Annotated in this window: 13 protein-coding genes; 1 reads left to right on the top strand and 12 read right to left on the bottom strand. The window is 60.7% G+C overall.

Translation table 11 applies throughout. From position 1 onward, the window contains the following. Window positions 1-36 precede the first annotated feature (36 nt). From WMO46_RS06185 to asnS, 12 genes are all read right to left on the bottom strand, one after another. On the bottom strand, window positions 37-1752 hold the full coding sequence (locus tag WMO46_RS06185) for a PKD-like domain-containing protein (RefSeq protein WP_302588252.1): 1716 nt from the start codon (window positions 1750-1752) through the stop codon (window positions 37-39). Window positions 1753-1770: 18 nt separating this feature from the next. Beyond that, window positions 1771-3123, bottom strand: a complete 1353-nt coding sequence (locus tag WMO46_RS06190) for a PKD-like domain-containing protein (protein WP_349094017.1) — start codon at window positions 3121-3123, stop codon at window positions 1771-1773. Window positions 3124-3135: 12 nt separating this feature from the next. After that, complete coding sequence (locus WMO46_RS06195) at window positions 3136-4608, bottom strand: hypothetical protein (protein WP_302588254.1); 1473 nt, start codon at window positions 4606-4608, stop codon at window positions 3136-3138. Next, entirely contained in the window at window positions 4601-6061 is a 1461-nt protein-coding gene (locus tag WMO46_RS06200) for a hypothetical protein (RefSeq protein WP_349094018.1), read from the bottom strand. Before WMO46_RS06200 ends, WMO46_RS06195 begins: the two co-directional genes overlap by 8 nt. A 4-nt stretch (window positions 6062-6065) precedes the next feature. Next, the gene (locus WMO46_RS06205; RefSeq protein ID WP_196016347.1) at window positions 6066-7055 is read right to left on the bottom strand and encodes a DUF1735 domain-containing protein; all 990 of its coding nucleotides are present in this window, start codon (window positions 7053-7055) and stop codon (window positions 6066-6068) included. A 27-nt stretch (window positions 7056-7082) separates the two neighbouring features. Further along, window positions 7083-8897 (bottom strand): RagB/SusD family nutrient uptake outer membrane protein, encoded by a 1815-nt coding sequence (locus WMO46_RS06210; RefSeq protein ID WP_229091770.1) that lies wholly within the window; start codon window positions 8895-8897, stop codon window positions 7083-7085. Between the two features lie 11 nt (window positions 8898-8908). Further along, window positions 8909-12076, bottom strand: a complete 3168-nt coding sequence (locus WMO46_RS06215; RefSeq protein WP_349094019.1) for a SusC/RagA family TonB-linked outer membrane protein — start codon at window positions 12074-12076, stop codon at window positions 8909-8911. A gap of 25 nt (window positions 12077-12101) precedes the next feature. Beyond that, window positions 12102-13958, bottom strand: coding sequence for a RagB/SusD family nutrient uptake outer membrane protein (locus WMO46_RS06220; protein WP_227901042.1), 1857 nt, complete (start codon window positions 13956-13958; stop codon window positions 12102-12104). Window positions 13959-13979: 21 nt separating this feature from the next. Beyond that, on the bottom strand, window positions 13980-17192 hold the full coding sequence (locus WMO46_RS06225) for a SusC/RagA family TonB-linked outer membrane protein (RefSeq protein WP_278817421.1): 3213 nt from the start codon (window positions 17190-17192) through the stop codon (window positions 13980-13982). 313 nt (window positions 17193-17505) lie between these two features. Continuing rightward, window positions 17506-18114 (bottom strand): hypothetical protein, encoded by a 609-nt coding sequence (locus WMO46_RS06230; RefSeq protein ID WP_019149649.1) that lies wholly within the window; start codon window positions 18112-18114, stop codon window positions 17506-17508. 240 nt (window positions 18115-18354) lie between these two features. Next, window positions 18355-19776: an RNA polymerase factor sigma-54 gene (rpoN, locus tag WMO46_RS06235; protein WP_129650548.1), complete on the bottom strand. Its 1422-nt coding sequence runs from the start codon at window positions 19774-19776 to the stop codon at window positions 18355-18357. Window positions 19777-19956: 180 nt separating this feature from the next. After that, window positions 19957-21345 (bottom strand): asparagine--tRNA ligase, encoded by a 1389-nt coding sequence (gene asnS / locus WMO46_RS06240; RefSeq protein WP_302588260.1) that lies wholly within the window; start codon window positions 21343-21345, stop codon window positions 19957-19959. 379 nt (window positions 21346-21724) lie between these two features. On the opposite strand from asnS, the gene WMO46_RS06245 reads away from it, so the two are divergent. Continuing rightward, a complete protein-coding gene (locus WMO46_RS06245) occupies window positions 21725-23074 on the top strand; it encodes a glycoside hydrolase family 2 TIM barrel-domain containing protein (RefSeq protein WP_302588261.1) in 1350 nt (449 codons plus the stop codon).

Here is a 23074-nt window from a genome sequence, read left to right on the forward strand (position 1 = left end):
CAGGACGGAGGCCGCAGGGTATGTCTGCGTTCCCGGTTATTCGAGGAACTCGAAATCGTCGTAATAGACCGTTCGGTTGTTGGTCTCCTCGTCACGGCCGCTCATGCTGCCGCCGGTGAAATTCGAGAGCGGACGGAATTGCACGGCCGTAATATCCCCGAAATTCGTCACGGCACTGCCGTCGGCATTCTGGTATCCGCAGTCGATCAGGTCGTAAACGAAGACATTCCAGTCATCGGTCTTGATCAGCGCTTTCCAATCGGCTTCCTTCATCGAGCTCGTGAACGGCTGCCCGTTGATTTTGCTCGGCAGCTTGTTCTTCTTACCGTCAGGCAGGACATTGATCTGCATCCGCGGATAGTAAAGGTTCTTTCCGAGATAAACCTTCACACGAATGGCACGGTATTTCGACCGGTCGGTCAGATGCGAGAAGCCCATATCGAAGTATCCGGAAGTACCGCTCTCCTTCAACAGCAGATCCCTGAGCACCTTGTTGCTGGGGTTGACCGCCGTTTTGTAGGGATTCTCCTGCAAGGTCGTACCTTCGATCGCGGCATTTCCGTTGATAAAATGCCCGGGCAGGGCATCGCGCGATTCGAAATTCTCGAACATGTACCCCACGGCATCCTCGCTCACCTCGACCGTCCACGAAGCGTTCTTCTTCTCGCCCTTGGCGTTGACGCCCTCGTAGGTCACCGCATAGGTTCCGGCAGCATCGAACGTATGCCGGAACTCCGCGGCCGCCGACACCGCGTCGCCGCCGACCTTCCATGCGTGCACGAGACCCGTGGCGCCGCCCTTCACCGTCGCCGTGATGACCACCTCGTCACCCGCGGCACTCCGGAGCGTCGAGCCGTCGGCTTTCGAAAACTCGATCTCCAACGGTTTCTCCTCGACCCCGACCGTCCACGACGAGGTCTTTTCCTCGCCCTTGCCGTTGACGCCTCGATACGAAACCGTGAAAGTCCCCGCTTCGTCGAACGTGCGCTTGAACTCCGCGGTCGTCGAAACCACCTCGTCGCCGACCTTCCATGCGTGCACGAGGCCCGTTCCGCCGTTCTTCACCGTCGCCGTGATGGCCACCTCGTTCCCCTGCACGCAGGAAATCGTCGCATCGGTCACCGAGAATTCGATCTCCAGCGGCAGTTCGTCTACCGTCACGGTCCACGTGCGGTTCACCGACACTTCGTCGGCATTCACGCCGCGGTAAGTCACCGTATAGGAGCCCATCTCGTCGAAGGTATGCTTGAACTCCGCGGTGGTCGAAACCACCTCGTCGCCGACTTTCCATTCGTGCACGACCTCCTTGTCGCCGGCCACGACCGTCGCCGTGATGAGCACCTCCTCGCCCGGCAGGCAGGAGACGGTCTCCTCCTCGGTCGAGAACTCCACTTTCAGGGGCGATCCCTCGACCGTCACCGAATAGTCCTTTCCGACCTTTCCGGCCGTGTTCGAAGCCTCGAAACGCACGTCATAGGTGCCTTTGGCCTTGAAAACATAGGTCATCGAAGCTGTCGAGGCCGCCAGTTTCCCATCGACGAACCAGCCGCAGCTGAGCGGTCCGGGGCTCTCGATCACCGCCTCGAAACGCACGGCATCGTCAACATAGGCCGACACGGCGGATTCCGTGACGGGGAATGTCACCTGCGGCATGACGGCCGGCTGTTCGTCCGTCGTGTCGTCGCCGCCGCATCCCCACATCGCAGCCAGTCCCGTCAGCAGGACCGCCTGCATCCAAATTATCTTTTTCATCGTCATTCGCATTTCAGTTTACTCCAAAAACTCGATATCGTCGATATACACCGTGCGGGTGTTGGTTTCGGTCACAGGCCCTTTGTCGATATTATTGCCGTTCTCTTTCAGCAACGGACGGAATGTCAGATTCTTCGTCGCGTCGAGGTTCGCACCGAACCGGTACTCCAGCACCTCCCACTCGTCCTTGAACTGCGGCTTGCTTACCGAAGCATACTTGGTTCCGGCATACTCCACACGAGGGTAATACTTGTTCTTGCCCAAGTAGATTTTGAACCGGATGCCCGTGTACTTCGTCACGTCGATCTTATCGGCCGGAATATCCTTCAGCTTCAGGTTAAAATAACCGGACGTACTATGCTCGCCGGAAACATTGTCCCGAAGCACTTTCCGACTGGTGTTGATCCCCTCGGGCTTGGGGTTGTCGGCCAGTTCGATTCCCGGCTGATTTTCCTTCAGGGTCCACCACTTGGGCAACTCGGTGTAGTCCTCGAAATGCTCGAAGAGCGCTCCCGACGGAACCATCGTCACGGTCCACGTGCGGTCCACGGTCTCCTGCTTGGAATTCACGGCGTGGTAGGCGATCGTATAGGGTCCCTTGCCGTCGAAAGCGCGGCTGAACACGGCGTCGGTCGAGACCGTCTCGCCGTCCACCTTCCATTCGTGCTGCACGCCCGTGCCGCCGTACTTCACCGTGGCGATGATCTCCACGACGGCGCCGTCCTTGCAGGCGATCGTCGCGTCGTTGTTCGAGAAACCGATCTCCAGCGGACGCTCCGTGGCCTGCACCTCGAAACTCTTCCGGAAAGTCCCGGCGGCATTCGTCCCCGCATAGGCCACGGTGTAGACCCGGGCTTCGGGCAGGTCGAACGTGTCGAAATAGGCTTTATCCGACTTCACCTCGCCGTCCACCTTCCATTCGTGGACGACATCCGACCCGGCATCGACGACGGCCATCACTTTCAGGACATCCAGCTGACGGCGCACGATGCGCGTCGAGTCGCCCACCGAAAGGTGCATTTTCAGCACGTCGGCGACCTTCACGGCATAGCTTTTCTCCACTTTTCCGGCGCCGTTGCGGGCTTCGAAGCGCACTTCGTAGTCGCCCGGAGCGCTGAACGTATAGGTCATCTCTGCGGTCGAGGCTTCGAGCGTTCCATCGACATACCATCCGCAAGTGAGTTTGTCGCCGCTCTCGATGTCGGCCCGGAACTCCACCGGATCGCCGACGACGGCCGTCAGCGAGGTTTCCTGCACCGGGAACGTCACCTGCGGCGCCGTATGCTGCAACGGGGTCACATCCTCCTCGCAGCCCCACAGCGCCACGATCCCCAGCAGCAGAATCACGTTTATCTTCAATAGGGTTTTCATAATCGGTCGGTTTTATTGCGCATCGTAAAAGCGGGTCAGCTGATAGACGTTGCCGTTCAGCGCCTCCATATTGTCCAGCAGGGGCGCATAGTACTGGAAATCCCAGGTCACCATGCCCTTGTTCGAATCGCGGTTCGAGGGGTCGGTGTTCTCGTTCTCGGGGTCGTTGTCCTGATAGGTGAACCAATGCCAGCCGACGCACACCTTGCTCTCGATGAGTTTCAGCGCGAAATTCTGGTAGAAATAGCCGCGCTCGGCCTGCGTGCGGACGTTCCATCCGGCCCCGGTGTTGTTCGGCAGCTCCGAATCCTCGCCCTTGGTGTAGAACTCCGTCACGAAGAACGGCTTTCCGGACCACGCGCCCCAGTTCTGCACGGCCTGCGCGTCGGGCTCCCATTTCTGATAGTGGTTGATCGAAACGATGTCCATGTACTTGCCGGCGGTCTTGAATATCTCGTCGTTCACCAGCTCGTAGTTCCATTGGTTGAAGCGGCAGCCCAGATAAAGGTGATTGGGATCGTATTTTTCAATCGCCGCGGTCACCTTCTCCAGATAGATGTCCAGACAGTAGGCGATGAAGGCGCGGCGGTCGGCGTCCGTGGCCTCGGAGAGCTTCGCTCCGGTCTTGCCCTTGCGCAGGTCGAGCCACTCCTGGGCTTTCCGGTGATTGATGTGCGTCTCGGGCCACTTCTCCAGACAGCGGTCCAGCGCGTAGTCCTTCCACGGAATCTCGTTGTCGGTGAAATAACCGATGCAGTAGGGATCGTCCTTGTACTTGGAGATGGTCTTGATCTCGCTCTCGACGTACTCGTCGAACTTGGGGTGGAAGACCATAGCGAAGTCGTTGGGATAGCCCTCCCAGCCCGACCAGCTCGCGTCGGCCTCCTCGCCCGAGGACTTGATGTAGCTGTTGAGCTTGCCCATCGGGCTGACGATCACCGTGTAGGGCATCGGCTCGGTGAGCTTGCGCACGGTCTCGACGTTCGACCACGCCCCCAGCCCGTTGAACCCGCGGGCCTTGAGCATCGAGGTCTCCTGACGGGCCCACTCCGAGGTCGATCCGAACTTCTCCTGCAACTTGGCCTGCTGGCGGTCCGAACCGCCGGCGCTGAACACGGCCACGCCCTTGCAGATGTAGAGGTTGCCTTCGGGAGTTATCATCCACCAGCGTCCGCCGATCTGCTGCGTGCGGAAGAATCCGGTCGCCGTCAGCGACGAGACCTTCCAGCCGCCGTACTTGTCGGTGGCGGGGTCCTCGCCGGGCGTGAAGCCGTGGATGCGATCGACCGTGTAGGCGAGATAGTCGCCCCACGCCGAGGTCTTGTTCTTGCGGGCGCGCACCTGATGCGGCGGCTCCACGTCCGAGGGCGTGTCGCCGCCGGAGGGATAGACCTCGGGCAACGCATAGGTCTTGTCTTCCGCACATCCGGCGGCCAGAAGCGCGGCGGAGGCGGTCAAAAGCAGGTATTTCAGCGATTTATTCATGGTTATCGGTCGTTTTTCGGTTTGCTTCGGACTTCTCCGCATCCAGATGGCGGATCAGCCGGTAGGTGCAGTCGTTCAATTGCTTCATCTCGTCCAACAGTACGGTGTAGGGCTCGAAGTTCCAGGCCACGACGCCCTTGTTCGAATCGCGGTTCGAGGGGTCGGTTTTCAGATTCTGGGGATCGTTGTCCATGTAGGTGAACCAATGCCATCCCACGCAGTTGCCGCTGCGCAGCAGCTCCGTCACGAAATTCTGGTAGAACCAGCCGCGGTCGGCCTGCGTCCGCACGTTCCATCCGGCGCCGGTGTTGTTCGGCAGCCCCGAGTCCTCGCCCTTGGTGTAGAACTCGGTGATGATGAAGGGCTTGCCCGACCACTTTTCCCAGTTCGCCATCCACGCGGCGTCGGGTTCCCACAGCCGGTAGTGGTTGATCGAGATCACGTCCATATACCTGCCGGCCACGGCGAAGATCTCCGGACTGGCCATCTCCTGATGATGCTGGTTGAAACGGCAGCCCAGATAGAGGTGGTTGGGATCGTACTTGCGGAGCGCCTCGGTGACCTTGCGCATGTAGGTGTCGAAATAGAAGGTCTGGAATGCCTTGCGGTCGGCGTCGGTGATCTCCGCCGCCGGAGCGTCTTTCACGCCCTTGCGCTCGTCGTACCACTTGCGGACGGCGATGTAGGCATCCTCGTCGTGCGCCAGCAGCGTCAGGTGACGGTCCAGCGCATCGTTGACCCACGGCAGCTCGTTGTCGGTGAAATAGCCCAGCAGGTATTTGTCGTCGCGGTATTTGGCGATGGGCGCGACAGCCCGGTCGATCACGGCGTCGAACCCCGGATCGAAGACCATCGCCAGGTCGAAGCGGTAGCCCTGCCATCCGGCCTGCTTGTACTTGCCGCCGAAATGCCTGCGGTGCTGCGAGCGGTACATGCCCATCGGACTCACGATCACGGTGTAGGGCATCGGACGCTCCGACTCGCGGACCGTCTTCACGTCCGACCAGGCGCCCAGCCCGTTGAACCCGTAGCGGCGCAGCATCTCCTGTTGGTCGGCGGCCCATGCGGCACGTGTCCCGAACTTCTCTTCGAGGGCCTTCTTCTGACGGTCCGAACCGCCCGTCGTGAAGACAGCCACGGCCTTGTGGATGAAAGGCCATCCCTCGGGGTCGATCAGCCACCAGCGGCCGCCGATCTTCTGCGTGCGGAAGAATCCGGTGGCCTCCTGCCGGTCAACCATCCAGCCGCCGTAGACGCTCTGTTTGGGATCGCTTTTCCGGCAGTTGAAACCCGGAAGGCGATCGACAGTCTTCGCCTCGTAGCTCTTCCATTCGGGTTTCTGCGCGTTCTCCCGGGCCTCGACCCGGCGGTACTCCGGGGCCTTGGCCGCGAGGCTCCCGGCGGCCAGCACGGCGGCCGCCAGAAGCGTCAGTCTGTTCAAAAGTCGTTTCATGCGGCTATTCGTAGTTAGCGGGATTCTCGTCCTGCCACTCGTTCACGCCGTCGCGCACGCGGTTGCGGAACGTCAGCGTATCGGTGGCGTGATAGATCAACCCATCCTTCTCGTACTTGTATTTGAGATAGATCCGGCGGTTCTGCAACAGCTTCGCACGGTTGAACGAGCACTCGCCGTCGGCCTCGACCGCATAGTCGGCACCGTCCGCGGCGCTCACCGTAATCGCCCCGTCCGCGCCCTGCGTCAGCTTGAGCTGGGCCTTCGAACCGTTCAGCTCGCCGCCCACGGCGTTGGCCGTCAGCGAGAACGGCGCGACGGTGGTCAGCGTCCAGACGCGCGTTTCGGACTGCGGGACGGTCGTATAATAGGCGATGCGGTTGACCTCGGCGCCCGAAGCGTCCGTCACGACGGTCTCGCCGCCGTGCCAGTAGTTGCCGAAGAGCATATTCTCATAGCGCACGCCGATCACCGAAGTCTCCTTGCCGGCGATCAGATCGGTGCCGTTGCCGTCGGTCAGACGCAGGGGGATCACAAACTTGGGCAGCGTGCGCGAAGCGTCGGCGAGGAACTTCGCGGAGTCGATCTTGATAACGATCTGCCCCAGGTGCGAACCCCGGCGGATCGTCACACGGCCGTCGGTGCCGCCCTCGGGCAGCAGCTTATACTCCTCGGCCGACAGCGCTTCGAGCGAGCCGAGCGGTCTGGTGAGGTTCTGGATGTAGGAGAAAACGTGAGTCTTCATCGCCTGCAACGTAGCGTCGCTGACCAGCGAATAGTCGATCTCGAAGCTGATCGGACGGTCCACGGAGTTCTCGATCGTGCCTCCCAGCGCCACGCCCGTGGAGAACTTCATGCCCTCGCCCACGATGACCGACCGGACATCGGTCTGATTGGCGAAACCCACGGCCTGCGTGTCGTTGTCCTTCACATAATCGTCGTAGCACGATGTCAGCGCGGCGGTTGCGGCCAATATGAACAGGTATTTTTTCATGTTTTTGCGGTTTTTCCGGGTTATGATTTACTGCCAGTTCTCCCAGCCTTCGTTCTGCACGAGGCCCTCGACGTTGAGCATCTCCTTGTAGGGGATCGGGAGGTAAGCCGACGTGAACGAGCGCTTTTCGACCACGTGGTCGAAGTCGTACTCGAAGTCGCCGTTCTGTTTGCGGGTCACCTGCACGCCGTGCACCTCGCGGTTCAGCTCGCCGAGCGTCGTCGTCCAGCGGCGCAGGTCGAAGAACCACGTGCCCTCGAAGCAGGTTTCGATGCGGCGCTCGTTGCGCAGGAACTTGTCGAAAGCCTCCTTGCCGGCCAGCGACACCTGCTCCAGATAGGGGTCCGACTTGATGCCCTCGGCACCGTCGTAGGTCGTGCGGCTGCGCAGCCAGGCGATAGCCTCGCGGGCCGTCAGGCCGTCGATCGGGGCGTTGGGGCCGCCGACGCGGTTGGCCGCCTCGGCGAAGGCCAGCACCATGTGGGCCCAGCGGATGAAGAATTTCGAATGCGGCATCTTGTTGACCGAGGTCTCGGACCAGTTGAGGCCCATGTAGACGAACTTTTTGATGTGGTAGTTCGTCAGCGAGTTCTTCGAACTGGTTCCGGCCGCATCCTTGCCGCCGTTGGACCAGTTCTCGAAAGTGTAGGTCTTGCTCGTCTGCCCCGTAACCACCGAACGGCCGTTGTAGAAAATCACGCTGTAAAAGCGCGGGTCCCGGTTGAGGTAGGGATTCGCGGGGTCGTAGGCGTACTCGGGCGACTCGCCGATCGGATAGCCGTCGGCCATGCCAAAAGCATCGACCAGCTCCTGCGTGGCGCCCATCGTGCCGTTGCCCTGGAAGCCGCCCGGATAGAAGGCGCGTTCCATGTCGTCGTTCGAGGATTTGTAGCGCGAGGCGTAGACGATTTCGGGGTTGTTGGGGTCGCACCAATCGACCTGCCGTCCGACAGAGAAGCCTCCGGAGACGTTGTCCACCGTCATCTTGAAATCCATCACCTCCTTGGCGCATTCGGCGGCCTTGCGCCAGCGCTCCACGTCGCCGTCGGGATTGAACCGCGGGCTGGCCCACGTGAGGTAGACCAGCGCCTTGATGGCCACGGCGCTGATGCCGTCGAGACGACCCCAGTTCTGGGCCCCCAGCACGCGGCGGTCGTCGGCGTTCGGCACCAGGAAGTCGCGGTGCGCGATCGGCAGGTACTTGTAGGCCGAATCGCAGTCGCGCAGGATCTGCGCCACGCACTCGTCATAGGTGTTGCGCTCGAAGCGCAAGCCGCGCATCTCCTCGGGCGACATCTCCCAGACGCGCACGGGTTCGAGCAGGATGGGATACCCCAACAGGCGGCCGTCCGTGCCGCGTCCGCCGAACTTTTGCAGCAGGTCCCACTGGAACCAGGCGCGCAGGGCGTAGGCTTCGCCCCAGAGGCGGTTGCGGAGCAGCTCGTCGAGGTGCTCGTCGAGCATATAGCGCATGTTCAGGCCGCGGTCGTCCTTGAGGAACATATTGACGTTGTAGATGCCCTTGTAGTCGCGGTCCCAGTAGGTTTCGAACGGGTCGTTCGTGGGGCTCGTGACGCCGACGGCGAAACGCCGCAGGACATCGGTCGTCGAGGTGCGCACGGCGTTGTCCGTGGCGCAGTCGAGGTAGGCGCCCTCGTTGTCGTTGTAGTTCTGGGCCATGTAGTCGTAGCACTTGCCGATGAGGCCCTGCATCGTCGTCGGGTTGGTCAGGATGTACTCCTCCGAGCGGATCGCGCTGGGATAGGGATCGAGGAAATCGCTGCACGAACACATCGCACCGACTGCGGCCACGGCCAATATCTGAAATAAGGTTCTTTTCATCGTCGTCTCAATTAGAAGGTTAACTTAACGCCTGCCACGAAGGTGCGCATCAGCGGATAGTTCGTGAGTCCGGAGCCGATGGCCTCGGGATCGACATCCTTGATCTTCGAAACGGTGCAGAGGTTGTTGCCGCGCACATAGACCCGCATGCGGCGGATCGAGGTGATGCCCAGCCGGTGCACGGGCAGTTCGTAGCCCAGTTCGACGGTCTGGATCTTGAAGAACCCGCCGTCCTCCAGCCAGAAGGTCGAGGTCTTGTAGTTGTTGTTGACCTTGTTGTAGGTCAGGCGCGGATGGTCGGGATTGCCGGCGTTGCGAAGCGTGTACTTCGAATAGTTGCCGTCGCCCCAGCCGTTCCAGAAGTAGTCGTTCGTCAGCGCCAGGTCGTAGAAGGCGCGCCCGGTGCCCACCACCGTCAGGTCGAAATCGCGGTAGCGGAGGTTGACGTTCACGCCGTAGATCATCTTGGGCGTCGAGTTGCCGATGACGCAGAAGTCGTTGTCGTCGATCTGTCCGTCGCCGTTCATGTCCTCGTATTTGAGATCACCCTTTTGCAGCTTGTCGTCGAAGAGCTGCGGCACGGCGAGCGTCTCCTCGTCGCTCTGGAACTGCCCGATGCAGCGCAGGCCCCAGATCGAGGAGGCCGAATAGCCGACTTTCGAACGGTAGGCGTCCTTGTAGTCGAGCTCGTCGGCGCGGAGCACCTTCGAAGCCTGGAACGTCGCCCAGCCGTTGACCGAGTAGGAGAAATCGCCGGCACGGTCGCGCCAGCCCAGCGCCAGTTCATAGCCCTGATAGCGGGTCTTCTCGTAATTCATCCAGAGCGATCCCGACGAGATGCCGGCCAGCAGAGGCAGGACGTTCTTCATCTCGGCGACGGGACCGTCGGAGAGCGTGTTGTAGTAGTTGAGTTCGAAACTCAGCCGGCGGCGGAGGGCAAGCCCCTCGATGCCGACCGTGAATTCGCGGCGCTTCTCGAAACGCAGATTCGGGTTGCCCAGCATCTGCGCGTAGAGCCGATCGACGGCGTTGCTCGTGGTGCTTCCGAACCACTGGTTGTTCGTATGAGGGCCGAATTTCTGGCCGCTGTTGTCCCACTTGTAGTTATCGACATCGCGGTTGGCCGACATCGAACCGTCGAAATAGAGGATGCCGCCCTCGGCGCGCAGTTTCAGGAAGTCGATGCCGCGGAGGTTCTTCATGAAATTCTCCTCGGAGACGATCCAGCCCAGACCCACCGACGGCGACGCCGACCAGCGGTTGTTCAGCAGCGCATAGGTTCCCTGATAGCTGCAAGCCGCCTGCACGAGGTAACGGCCGTCGTAGGCATAGCGGGCGCCGAAGCCGAAGGTCATCTCGCGGCGGTGCTCGGTGATGAACTTCTGCGAACGCTTGGTGATCATATAGGAGGCCGACGCGGCGACGGCATGGCGGCCGAAGGTACGGTCGTAGGCGAACTTCTGCACGAAATAGAAGCGGTTGGAGAAGTAGTCGAGCAACCGGGTCTTGTTGGCCATCGCCTTCACGCTGTGGCTGCTGCTCTGCTCGGGGATCATCGCATCGTAGCCGTTCTCGTCGATGCCCTTGTTCAGGATGTAGGCCGCATAGTCCTCGGCCGTGCCCAGCCGCACGAGATTCGTGGCGTCGTAGGCCCCGTAGGTCATCGACGTGAGACCCGGCGTGAGGAACGAGAAGTCGATGTCAACGCCCACGTTGATCAGGCCCTTGCGGATGGTCTCGGTATAGGCGCCGTTTTCGAGGATGTTGGCCACGGGGTTCTGCTTGTAGAGCGACGAGACGGCATACCACGGCGATTCCAGATCGGGATCGTTGTTGGCGTAGATCGGGAACGAGATGCCCGGCGTGGTGTTGATGTCGCTGATGATGTCGGGGAACTCGGTCACGCCGAGCGTGGTGTTCGACGAGGCGTCCTCGCTCGAATAGTTCGAGCTGTAACCGTAGTTGGACGACTTGCGGATGCCCATGGTCGAGACCAGCCCGAAGCGCGCCCGGATGTAGCGGTGCAGCTTGATGTCGAGATTGGCGTTGATGTTCACGCGGTTGTAGTTCGCCGCGGGACCGATCTTGTAGATGTCGTCCTCGCCGGCGTACCCCAGGAAGGCGAAGTAGCGCACCAGGTCGTTGCCGCCGCCCGACGAAACGTTGGCCTTGGTGTAATACATCGTATTCTTGAGCATCATGTCGCGGAAATCGACGCTCGGATGCCACATGTCGTAGGGATCGTTCTTGGCATAGGCCGCCACGTCGTCGCGCGAATAGAGCATCTCCAGACCGCTGTTGTTGCGGGCGATGTTGTTCAGCCGGGCATAATCGGCGCCGCTGACATACTCGGGCATGCGATCGACGGTGTTCACGCCGCCCTCAACGTCCACCGTGAGGTAACGGTCGTTGTAGCGGCCGCGCTTGGTCCGGATGTAGACGATGCCGTTGGCGGCCGAGGGGCCGTAGAGGCTCTTTTCGAGTACGTCGCGGACGATGGTGATCGACTCGATCTGCTGGGGATCGAGCGGCGTCTCGTCGATCTGCACGGGGATGTCATCGACCATGTACATCATCTGCCTGCCGCGGGCGGTGACGCTGATGCGCGTCGAGGCGCCGTACTGGCCGATGTGCTCCAGCGGATTGACGCCGGGACCGCCGAACTTCTCGGCAACCTCGACACCGCCGGCCAGCCCCGTCAGGGCGTTGCGGATGTCGGTCGAGGAGTATTTTTCGAGCTCCTCGCCGCGGATGACGACCGAACTGCCCACCGACCAGCGTTTCTTGAGCGAGGTATAGGGCAGCGGAACGTCGTCGCCCTCGCCGGCCAGCAGGACCGCAGGGGTCAGCGTCACCTGCGACGATTCGGCCAGGGCGCTGCCCAGAGCCCGGACGGGCGTGAAGCCCTCGGCCGAAACCGTCACCAGATCGCGGGGTGCGACGGAAAAGACGATGCGGCCCGCTTCGTCGGCTCTCAGGTGCCGCGCACCCTCGCCCACGGTGAGATCGGCGTTCGGGACCGGCTTCCCGTCGGGCGTGACCACCGCGACGGAGACATCGACCCGCCGGGGCTGCGCCTTGCGCGCCTGCGCCGCAGCCGGGCTGAACCACGCCGGAAGGATCAGCAGCATGCACAGCAGCGCAGCGTATTTGGACTGTGAAAACAGAGTATGTTTCATGGATTTTCTCATTATGCGATTAACACTACCACGCCTCGTTGGGTACGTAGTTCTTCATTTTGAGCAGGTCGCTCGTCTGGAACTGCACGTAGTACATGCCGTCGTTCTTCCAGGCGATCTGACGGTTCGAAGGCAGCTCGAACCTCTCGTAGCGGAAGCCCGTGGGATACTGCGCCGTGGCACCCGCCTTGAGTTTGGTGACGCGCATGCCCGTCAGCCGCGTGCGGTGGATCGAGGGGGCGTCCTTCCAGCGGCGGATGTCGCAGTAATAGTGGTAGCCTTCGAAGCAGAGCTCGACCGCGCGCTCGTTCTTGATGCGCGGGCGCAGGGCGTCCCTGTCGGTCGTGTAGGCGTCGAGCACGGCGGGCATCCCCACCCGGCTGCGGACCGTGTTCAGCGCCTCAAGGGCCGTCATCGCAGCACCGGGAGCCTGTCCGTCGGGACCGTAAGCCTCGTTGGCCGCCTCGGCGTAGTTGAGGTAGAGCTCCGCCAGGCGGATGATCGGGTCGGTCAGCAGCAGGTTCTGCACACCCTTGTTCGAGAGGGCCCCCGTGCGCTTCTGCTCGTAGTAGAAGGTCTCGGAGACTCCGTCCTCGCTGCCGCTGCGCTTCTGGATCAGCGACCCCGAAGGCAGGCTGCCGTCCTCGTTGACATAGATCGAGGCGTTGCCGTAGCCCTGCACGGGCTTCTGGTTGTAGATCACCACGACATCGAAACGCGGGTCGCGGTTGACATAGGGGTTCTGCTCGTCGTACTGCCCGGCAGCGGTCGCCGCGGCGCGCTCCTCGGGGGTGTTGAGCGGATAGCCGCCGGCGGTCTCGAACTTATCGACGAAATTCTGCGTCGGGCACTGTCCCGAGCTGAAAGCGTTGTTCGAGAAGCAATAGGGCACGAAAGCCTGCACGCGGTCGTTGTTGTAGTTGGTCGTGCTGCCGCTCGTATAGGCCCACAGCTGCTCGTTGGTGTATTTCGTGCCGTAGAAGTTATCGGTGTACTTCTCCTTGGCGAGCAGAAGATAGCCGTGGTCGAGGGCACTCTTCAGCGCCGTCCAGTTGGCCTCGGCAGCCTCCTCCCAGCGGGAGATGTCGTTTCCGGGATTGCTCAGCGGACTGGCGGAGTAGAGCAGCGCGCGGCCCTTCATGGCCAGCGCCGTCACGCCGTTGGGTTTGTCCTGATCCGTGGCCGCGAGGTGCCCCGAACCCGAAGCCGGGTCGCGGCGCATCAACCCCGCCTGATCGAAAATATCGGCCGCGGTCTGGAAATCGGCGGCGATGCGCTGCAACATGTCGTAATCCGACAGTCGCGGCAGGTCCCATTCGTCCTCGGAACCCATCACCTTGTCGATGTAGGGCAGCGATCCGTAGAGGCGGAAGAGTTCGAAATGGCAGTAGGCGCGCACGAAATAAGCCTGTGCCAGCAGGTCCTTCTTCTCACGGTCGGTGGCGTCCTGCAACATGTCGATGTTGCGGATGGTCATGTTGGCCACGCGGATCGACTTCCACGAATAGGGCACCTTCGCGGTCTTCGACGAAGCGTCGGAGTTGTAGCCCACGGCGTAGATCACCGTCGAACCGTCGCCCTGCTTGCCGGGCTGGCAGCGCTGGATGCGGGTCATGTCGCACATGTCCGTAAGCCCCTCCATCGTGAATTTCTGGTTGTTGCCCGCGAACCACTGCGGATAGTGCGCCTTGATGTTGAAGTTGGCCCCGTTGTAGACTGCGTAGAAATAACTCTTGAAGTTGGCGTACTTCGAGAAAACCTCCTTTTCGTCCAGTCCTGCGTCGGGCGCCTTGTCGAGATATTCGTTCAGGCACGAAGTGCTGCCTGCGGCGGCCGCCGCCAGCACCGCCCAGCTCAATACCCTTGTCAATATATGTTTCATGGTCTGTTTGCGTTTTTGGGATCAGAACGACACCTGAATGCCCAGTTTGACGGTCATCATCTGCGGATACTGCCCCCACACGAGGTACTTGTTTTCGGGATCGCCCTCCAGCAGGTCGGTGAAGGTCAGCAGGTTGTTACCCGTGGCGTACACCTTCAGGGCACGCACGCCCAGCGCCTGCCTGATCTTCGGGCCGCTCCACGTGTAGCCGACCGAAACCTCTTTCAGACGCAGGTAATCGGCGCGGCGCCACGAACGGCCGGCGATCTTGGCGTTGTAACCGCCCGTCGTGGCGCTCTCGTTGTAGCCCGACCAGTTCATGTTGACCTGCGACGAGGCGGTGTAGTGCACGGCTCCGTGGTTGCCGCCCGGATTCGACGGCGACCAGTAGTCGAGCGACGAGAGGTGCGTGCGGTAGTTGCCCTTGTAGAACTCCCACTCGTACATCTGGTCGAAATTGACCCATTTCTTGGCATAGCCCTGGAAGAGGACGTTCACGTCGAGGCCCTTCCACTTGAAGCCCGCGTTGAAGGCGTAGGCGATCGGAGGATTGAGCGAACCCTCCATGCGTGCGAGGTCGTCCTTGTCGATCACGCCGTCGCCCGTGAAGTCGAGGAACTTGTAGTCGCCGACCACCACGTCGCTGACCTTGACGGGCAGGAAGTTGCTGTGGATGTCATCCACCGAGGTCAGATAGCCGTTGCCCACGAGGTAGGCGCCGCTGAGCTGCGCGCCGAGGGCCGTGCCGACCTTGCGCTGATGCGCGAGGGCGTAGAGGGCGTCGTCGGCGTAGAGAATGCGGTTCTCGTTGAACGAGAAGTTGCCGCCCAGGAAGACCGTCCAGTCCTTGTTCAGCTGCTTGCGGTAAGAGAGCTCCAGCTCGATGCCGTGTTTCTTGATCTTACCCTTGTTGAGCTCCTTCGAGGTGTTGCCGATCCACATCGGGGTCGTGTTGTCCACCGAAATCAGCATCTTGTCGCGCTTCTCGTCGAAGAGGTCCACGCTCAGGTGGAGTTCGTCGTTCAGAAAACCCATCTCGATACCGAGGTCGCGCTTCATGGCCTGCTCCCACTGCACCGAACTGTTGGCGATCTTGTCCTCGACGATGTGTCCGTTGCCGTCCTTCGAGAATTCGCTCATGTAGAGCCAGCGGTTGTTGGCGTAGTCGCTGCCGACCAGACCCTGCGAATAGCGGAGTTTCAGCTTGCTGAACCACGGTTTCAGCGGCTCGAAGAAACGCTCCTCCGAGACCACCCACCCCACGGCGCCCGAAGGGAAGAACCCGAAGCGGTTGCCCGGGGCGAAGCGCTCCGAACCGGTGTAACCCATGTTGACCTCGACGAGGTACTTGTGGGCGAAATCGTAGGTGGCGCGCGCCACGATCGCTTCGTTGTAGTAGGGGAAATCCGACCCCTTGTCCTGCTCCTGCCGGTTGAAGAGCACCAGACCCGTCACGTTGTGGCGGCCGAAGGTGCGGTTGTAGTTGAGCGAAAGATCGTAGTAGAGGTCGAGGTAGTAGCCGTCCTGCAATGCGTTGCCGGCCGTCGTGTAGACCGGATTGGGCACGTAGAGATAACCGTTGTCGCCCGTCCGGCGCCACGGATTCTCGCCGGAGCCGATCTTCGAGAAATCGAGGTACCACGCCGGACGGTCGTACTCGGTGCGCAGGGTCGTATATTTATAATAGGTGCTCAGCGACACCTTGCCCTGCACCGAAAGTCCCTTGGTGATGAAGTCGAGCTTCTGGTTGAGGATGATGTCCGAGAAGAGTTTGGAATCGGTGAGCTGGATGAAGCGGCCGCGCATCATCTGGTAATAGGGGTTTCCCGTGGTCTGGTCGGCCTCGCTGATAAGGCGGTCCTCCACGACGCCCGGATAGTCCAGGTCGGGAACCTCTTCGAGCACCCACGAGGGGTAATACATCGGATATTTGGCCGTCGAGCTGCCGAAGATGTATTTCCACATGCCGTCGTCGCCGTCCTGCGGCTGGGGCTTGTTCTTGATGCCGACGTTGCCGCCCAGCTTGAACGACACGACGGTCGTCGGGGTGACGTTGAAATCGACGTTGGTGCGGAAATTGAAGCGGTTGTAATAGTAGCGCGAATCGATCTTGCCGTCGTTCACGCCTTTGAATATGGAGCCTTCGTGCGCATAGCCCACCGAGGCGAAATACTTCACGAAGCGCGTACCGCCCTGGATGTTGAAGTTGGCGTTGATCGTCGAGGCGAACGAGTCGGTCATCTCGTCGAGCCAGTTCACGTCGGGATAGCGCAGCGCGTTAAGGCGCGACGAGGGGCGGCGGTACTCGGCGAGGTCCGCCTGCGAGGTGAGCGAATCGAAGAGCTGGTCGTTCATCTTGGCCACGTTCATCAGCGACATCGTCCGGTAGGAGTCGATATGCTTCGGGGTGTTGATCGGCATGGCGAAACCCGTCGAGAACGAAAAGTCCATCTTCGGCTTGCCCTCCTGACCGCTCTTGGTCGTGACGATGATGACGCCGTTGGCACCCTTGGCGCCGAACACGGCCGTCGCCGAAGCGTCTTTCAGGACCGAGATGTTGGCCACCTCGTTGGGGTCGATGGTCGAGAAATCGCGCTCCACGCCGTCCACCAGCACCAGCGGGTTGGAGTTGCTGAAGCTCGACACGCCGCGGATCAGGATTTCGGCGTCGTTCTGACCCGGCTGTCCCGAGGTCTGGAGCGTCGTGACGCCCGAGAGCTTGCCCGCGAGGGCGTTGGTGATGTTCGACACGCCCGAATCCACGAGGGCGTCGCCCTTGACCTGCGAGATGGCGCCCACGACGCTCTCCTTGCGCTGCACGCCGTAGCCCACGACCACGACATCGGCAATGGCCGCCGTATTCTCCCGCAGCGTCACCATATACTGTGTCTGCGAGGTCAGCGTCACCTGCTGGGTTTCATAGCCCAGGTAGGAGATCAGCAAGCGGCCCTTGGCGGGAACCTCCAGCGAGAAGGCGCCCTTCGCATCGGTCGTCGTGCCGGTCGTCGTGCCCTCGACGATCACGTTGGCTCCGATCACCGGCGCACCGGCCTGATCGACCACCGTACCCTGAACACGGTGTTTCGCGGCGGCATTCCCGGCCTGCGCCGCCGCAGCGGGCGCAGCGAGAATTCCCGGCGCATGCAGCAGACACAGCGCCAGAACCAACACGGCGAAGCGCAGCGCGCCCCATCGCCCGGTTCCGGAAATTGCATACTTTGTAGATTTACTCATGTTGATTGGTTTAGGTTATTCGTCTTGTGTTAGCTCGTCATTATTCGATTTTTTTAATAACTGCAACCTCCTGGTAGTGCAAATTTAGAATGAGGCATCGGGGAAGACTGAAACTTGCGTACATCTGATTGAAACAATCATACATTTTTACAGGATGTGTGCGCACACATCCCGCCCGAAGCGACAGGAGCGACGAAAAAAGGGACGGATCGAAAAATCCGTCCCCGAGGGGCAGGCGTAAGACGCCTGTTTTAGAAACAACAGCAGGTCAGGAGGCTTTTCCGCCCCGTCCGTGCCACCGGCGCAAGACGCCTTACAAGAAGAGTACGGCGAGCACCGAGACGGCGAAACCGCCGCAGAATCCGGCCAGCACCTGCCGTCCGTTGTGGCACCCCAGATAGAGGCGCGCCGAAGCCAGCGCCCCGGCGCAGAGGACAGCCGCCACGAGCGGCACCATCATATTGCCCACGCCCACGACGTTCATCACCACCAGCAGCGCCACGACGGCGCCCATGCCCGTCAGATGAAGGCTTATTTTCCAGTAGAACGACACCCCGAGGCACAGCAGCTCGCAGCAGGCCGCGGCGAGCATGAACTTGCGCAGGAACACCGCCGAAGGGATCTTCGCAACGGTGACGGCGCAAAGGATGTAGCAGAGCGCCCCGATCAGCAGCGGCAGCATCCGTTCGCGCCGGTCATCGACACGGTAGTCCGAAATGCGGCCCAGCGACCGCAGCACCCCGAGCGACAACACAGGGATGATGACGGCATAAAGCGCCACCACCCACAGCAGATAGAACTTCACGTTCGGGGAGTAATGGGCGAAGGTCGTCATCGTCAGCAGCAGGGCCATCATATAGATCGGCAGCAGAAACGGGTGCAGGACCCAAGAGATGCCGGTGGAGATTTTTTTATAGTTCATTTCCAGTTCTTTAATGCCCGCCGTTCGGACGGGTGTCGTTGCGAGGAGGACTTTCAGTCCGACGCGGCGATCTGCGGATCATGTCGGAACCTCCCGGCTATCCATCGGATCGCCACGCGCATTGCATTCGCTCGCAATGACCCGCCCGCCTAAAAAAACGTTTTTCAAGGCAGGCAGCGCAGACCCGAATCCGATATCCGAAAGCCTGCCGCCGCCCTTAAATCCCGCTTCTCATGCGGGTTATATCTGTTTCCGCAGCCTCGCCACCGGAATGCCGAGCATTTCGCGGTACTTGGCCACGGTGCGGCGGGCGATGCGGTAGCCTTTCGAATTGAGGATGTCCATCAGCGTCTCGTCGGTCAGCGGACGGCGCTTGTCCTCCTCGTCGATGCACTCCTGAAGGATGTTCTTGATCTCGTAACTCGACACCTCCTCGCCCGAATCGGTCTGCATGGCCTCCGAGAAGAGCGATTTCAGGAGGATGATCCCGAACTGCGTCTGCACGTATTTGCTGTTCACCACGCGCGAGATGGTCGAAACGTCGAGCCCCGTGCGGTCGGCGATGTCCTTGAGGATCATCGGCCGGAGCTTCGACTTGTCGCCGTCCTTGAAATACTCCTCCTGATAGTCCAGAATGGTCTGCATCGTGCGCATCAGCGTATCGTGGCGCTGCTTGATGGCCGAGATGAACCATTTCGCCGAGTCGATCTTGCTCTTCACGAACTGGATCGCCTCCTTGTCCTTCTCCCGGACGCGGCCGTCCGAACCCACCATCTCGCGGATCATCTCCATATAGCGGCGGTTGACGCGCACCTCGGGAACGTTGTAGGAGTTCAGCGACAGGGTGAAACGCCCGTCCTGATAATCGAGGAGGAAATCCGGAATGATGTAGGGCGTGGTGTCCGTACCGCCCTCGGCGTAGAGGTTGCCGGGTTTGGGCGACAGCCGGCGGATCTCGGCGATCGCCTCGCGGAAATCGTCCTCGGAGATCTGCAAGCGCGCCATCAGCTTCTCGTAGTGCTTCTTGACGAACTCGTCGAAATAGTTGGTCAGAATCTTGCGGGCCAGCCGCCGCGGGCGGGTGTTGATCGGCATCTGCGCCATCTGCAACAACAGGCATTCCCGCAGGTCGCGGGCGCCGATGCCGGCAGGCTCCAGCTCATGGATGACGTTCAACAGGCGTTCCAACTCTCCGGCCGTGGTCTCGACCCCCACCGTGAAGGCGATGTCGTCGGCCACGGACTCCAGATCGCGGCGCAGGTAACCGTCCTCGTCGATGCTCCCGACCAGGTAGACGGCCAGCCGCATATCCCGCTCGGGAAGATTCCGGTAGCGCAGCTGTTCGATCAGATACTCCTGCAACGAACGCCCCTCGGTCAGATAGACCGGGCGCTGTTTGTCGTCTTTCGAAAAGTTGTTGATGCGGCTTTTGTACGACGGCGTGTCGTCGTCGTGCAGGTATTCGTCAACGGAGATCTGCTGGGGCTGCTCGTCGTCCTCGGAAGAGCGTTCCTCCTCTTCCAGAACGATGTTGTCCTCGATCTCCTGTTTGATGCGCTGTTCGAGCTGCACGGCGGGGAGCTCCAGCAACTTGATCATCTGAATCTGCTGCGGAGAGAGCTTCTGCTGAAGCGAAAGTACCTGTTTCTGATTGATAGCCATATAGGGTCCAAATTAAGAATTTATCAGCATTCCGAATTTGGTCTCTTCATTTATTAATATCGGGTTCGGGTGTTGCGAAAGTCGTTCAGGACGGCTTCCGGTGTAAAACGGGCGGGAGCGCAGACGGGATTCAGCAGCCCGAAAGCCTGCCATCGCCCCTGAAAGCCGCTTCTCAAGCGGTCAGAAGTCGGCGTGCTGCGGCGTCCGGGGGAACGGCTGCACGTCGCGGATGTTCGTCATGCCGGTCACGAAGAGCAGCAGACGGTCGAAGCCCAGCCCGAAGCCCGAGTGGGGCGCCGACCCCCAGCGGCGGGTGTCGAGGTACCACCACAGCTCGCGTTCGCTCATGCCGAGCTCGGTCACGCGGTTGTGCAGCTTCGTATAGTCGGCCTCGCGCTCCGAACCGCCGATGATCTCGCCGATGCCGGGGAACAGCACGTCCATCGCGCGCACGGTCTTGCCGTCGTCGTTCTGCTTCATGTAGAACGCCTTGATGTCCTTCGGGTAGTTGATCAGGATGACCGGGCGCTTGAAATGCTCCTCCACGAGGTAACGCTCGTGCTCCGACTGCAAGTCGCAGCCCCAGTCGCAGGGGAATTCGAACTTGCGGCCCGAGGCTTTCAGAATCTCGATGCCCTCGGTGTAGTCCAGGCGTTTGAAATCGTGCTCCAGGACGAAATGCAGCCGCTCCAACAGCCCCTTGTCCCACATCTTGTTCATGAATTCGAGGTCCTCCATGCAATGATCCAGCGCATAGCGGATGAGGTATTTGAGGAAGTCCTCGGCCAGTTCCATGTTGTCTTCCAGATCGTAGAACGCCGCTTCGGGCTCGATCATCCAGAACTCCGACGCATGGCGCGGAGTATTGGAGTTTTCGGCACGGAACGTGGGGCCGAACGTGTAGATGCGGCCCAGCGACAGCGCGCCCAGCTCGCCTTCGAGCTGGCCCGACACGGTGAGGTTGCACGATTTGCCGAAGAAATCCTGCGAATAATCGACCGCGCCCTCCTCGGTCCGCGGCAGGTCGTTCAGGTCGAGCGTCGTCACCTGGAACATCGCACCGGCGCCCTCGCAGTCCGAAGCCGTGATGATCGGAGTATGGAAATAGTAGAAACCGTGGTTGTTGAAATACTCGTGGATGGCATAGGCCATGGCGTGACGGATGCGGAGCACCGCGCCGAACGTGTTCGTGCGCGGACGCAGGTAGGCGATGTCGCGCAGGAACTCCAGCGAATGTCCCTTCTTTTGCAGGGGATAGCTCTCGGGATCGGCCGTGCCGTAGATCTCGAGCTTTTCGGCCTGCACCTCGACGCCCTGCCCCGCGCCCGGCGATGCGACCAGACGGCCATCGACGCGGATGCAGGCACCCGTGGTGACGGGTTTGAGCTCCTCCTCGACGATCTTCGCCAGATCGACCACCACCTGTATATTATTTACGCACGACCCGTCGTTCAGGGCGATGAACGCCACGTTCTTGTTTCCGCGCTTGGTGCGCACCCAACCTTTGACGACGATGTCGGTGTCCACGACGCCCGACTTCAAAATCTCTACGATTCTTTGCGTTTTCATAGTTTGTTCTTCACTCGTTTTCCTAATTGACAAAGTTAGCTATTATTTGCGATTTGGCAAAAAAAATTACCTCCGGTGTCGTAACGGCACTTCCATAAGTCGGAATGTATTACCGGAGCGCATGCGATTCGGTCCATTCGTACTTCGGATACTCCCGCCCGGCAATGTTCAAATAAATTTGACATTGCCCTCGCTTATTCGTACTTTGGCTACGCCTTAGATACTCCCGCCCGGCAATGTTCAAATAAATTTGACATTGCCCTCGCTTATTCGTATCTTTGGCTGCGCCGAAGATACTCCGCCTCGGAAAAAATGCAAGCGAGCTTGCTTTTTTCTCTCGGCTTATTCGTATCTTTGTCCGAATCATATTCCGTATACGATGAAACGAACGATACTGACGGCTGCGCTGGCAGCCTGCACGCTGGCGGCCCTGGCCCAGGAAGAACGGAACCCCGTTCCGATGACCTCGCGCGGAGGCCGCATCTACCGCACGGAGGTCGTACCCTACGACGCCCGTCACGACGCCGATGCCCGCAACCGCGAAGCCGGAGGCTACTGGAAAGCCTTCAGCCCCGAGGTGACGATTACGACCGAAGGTCCTCTTTATGCCGTTCTCGGACAGGAGATCGAAATCCCGTTCGCCTGGACCGACGGCGTGGTCTACCTGCACGCGGAGAACCCCGGTTCGGCCTACTCGCTCTGGCTCAACGACCGTCAGGTAGCCGAGGTCAGCGATCCGCTGACGCCCGCGGAATTCGACCTGACCCCCTATATCCGCGAGGGCGTCAACGACTTCAAACTGCTGATGCGCAGCGACAACCCCGCCCGGCAACTCGACGCCGAGGCCCCCGCCGCCCGCAAACCGTTCGAAAACAGCTACCTCTATTATCAGAACAAGCGTTCGATCGCCGATTTCGAGATCGGGCTTGTGCCCGACACGCTGGGGCGCAACTTCGGAATGCTGGACCTGCGGATCGTGGCGCAGAACGCGTTCAATTACGACGAGCCCGTCACCGTGGGCTACGACATCTACTCGCCGCAGGGCAAGCTGCTCGAATTCAACATGACCGAGATCACCATTCCGGGCCGCTCGACCGACACAGTGCGCTTCTCACCGTTCATCTACCACACCTACGACAACAAGTGGGAGGCCGGAAGCAAGACGCCGCCGCTCTACAAGGTGATGCTTTTCACGCGCCGCAACGGTGTCTACAAGGAGTACATGCCGATGAAGATCGGGTTCGGCAAGACCGAACTCATCGACGGACACATCATGCGGCTGGGCAAGGAGCTCGAACTCGAAAAGGCCCGCTACAACGCCGCGGCCGACCGCAAGACCGCCCTCGCAGAGCTCAAAGCACTGAAAGCCAAAGGCAAGAACACCGTCTGCCCGGACTATCCGCAGCCGGCGTGGTTCTACGAACTGTGCGACGAGCTGGGACTCTACGTCATCGACCGGGCAAACATCGACGCCCCGGAGCGCAGCGGCGACCGCACGGTCGGGGGCACGCCGTCGAACGACCCGGCGTTCGCGGACGAATATCTGGAACGCGTGAAGGCGATGTATTACCGTTCGCGCAACTTCACCTGCGTCGTCGCCTACTCGCTGGGAGGCCCCTCGGGCAACGGATACAACATGTACAAAGCCTACCAATGGCTGAAATCGGTCGAAAAGTCCCGTCCGGTGATCTACGCCGATGCCGACGGGGAGTGGAATACGGATCTGTAA

This window comes from Alistipes intestinihominis (assembly GCF_040095975.1).
Lineage (GTDB): Bacteria > Bacteroidota > Bacteroidia > Bacteroidales > Rikenellaceae > Alistipes > Alistipes senegalensis.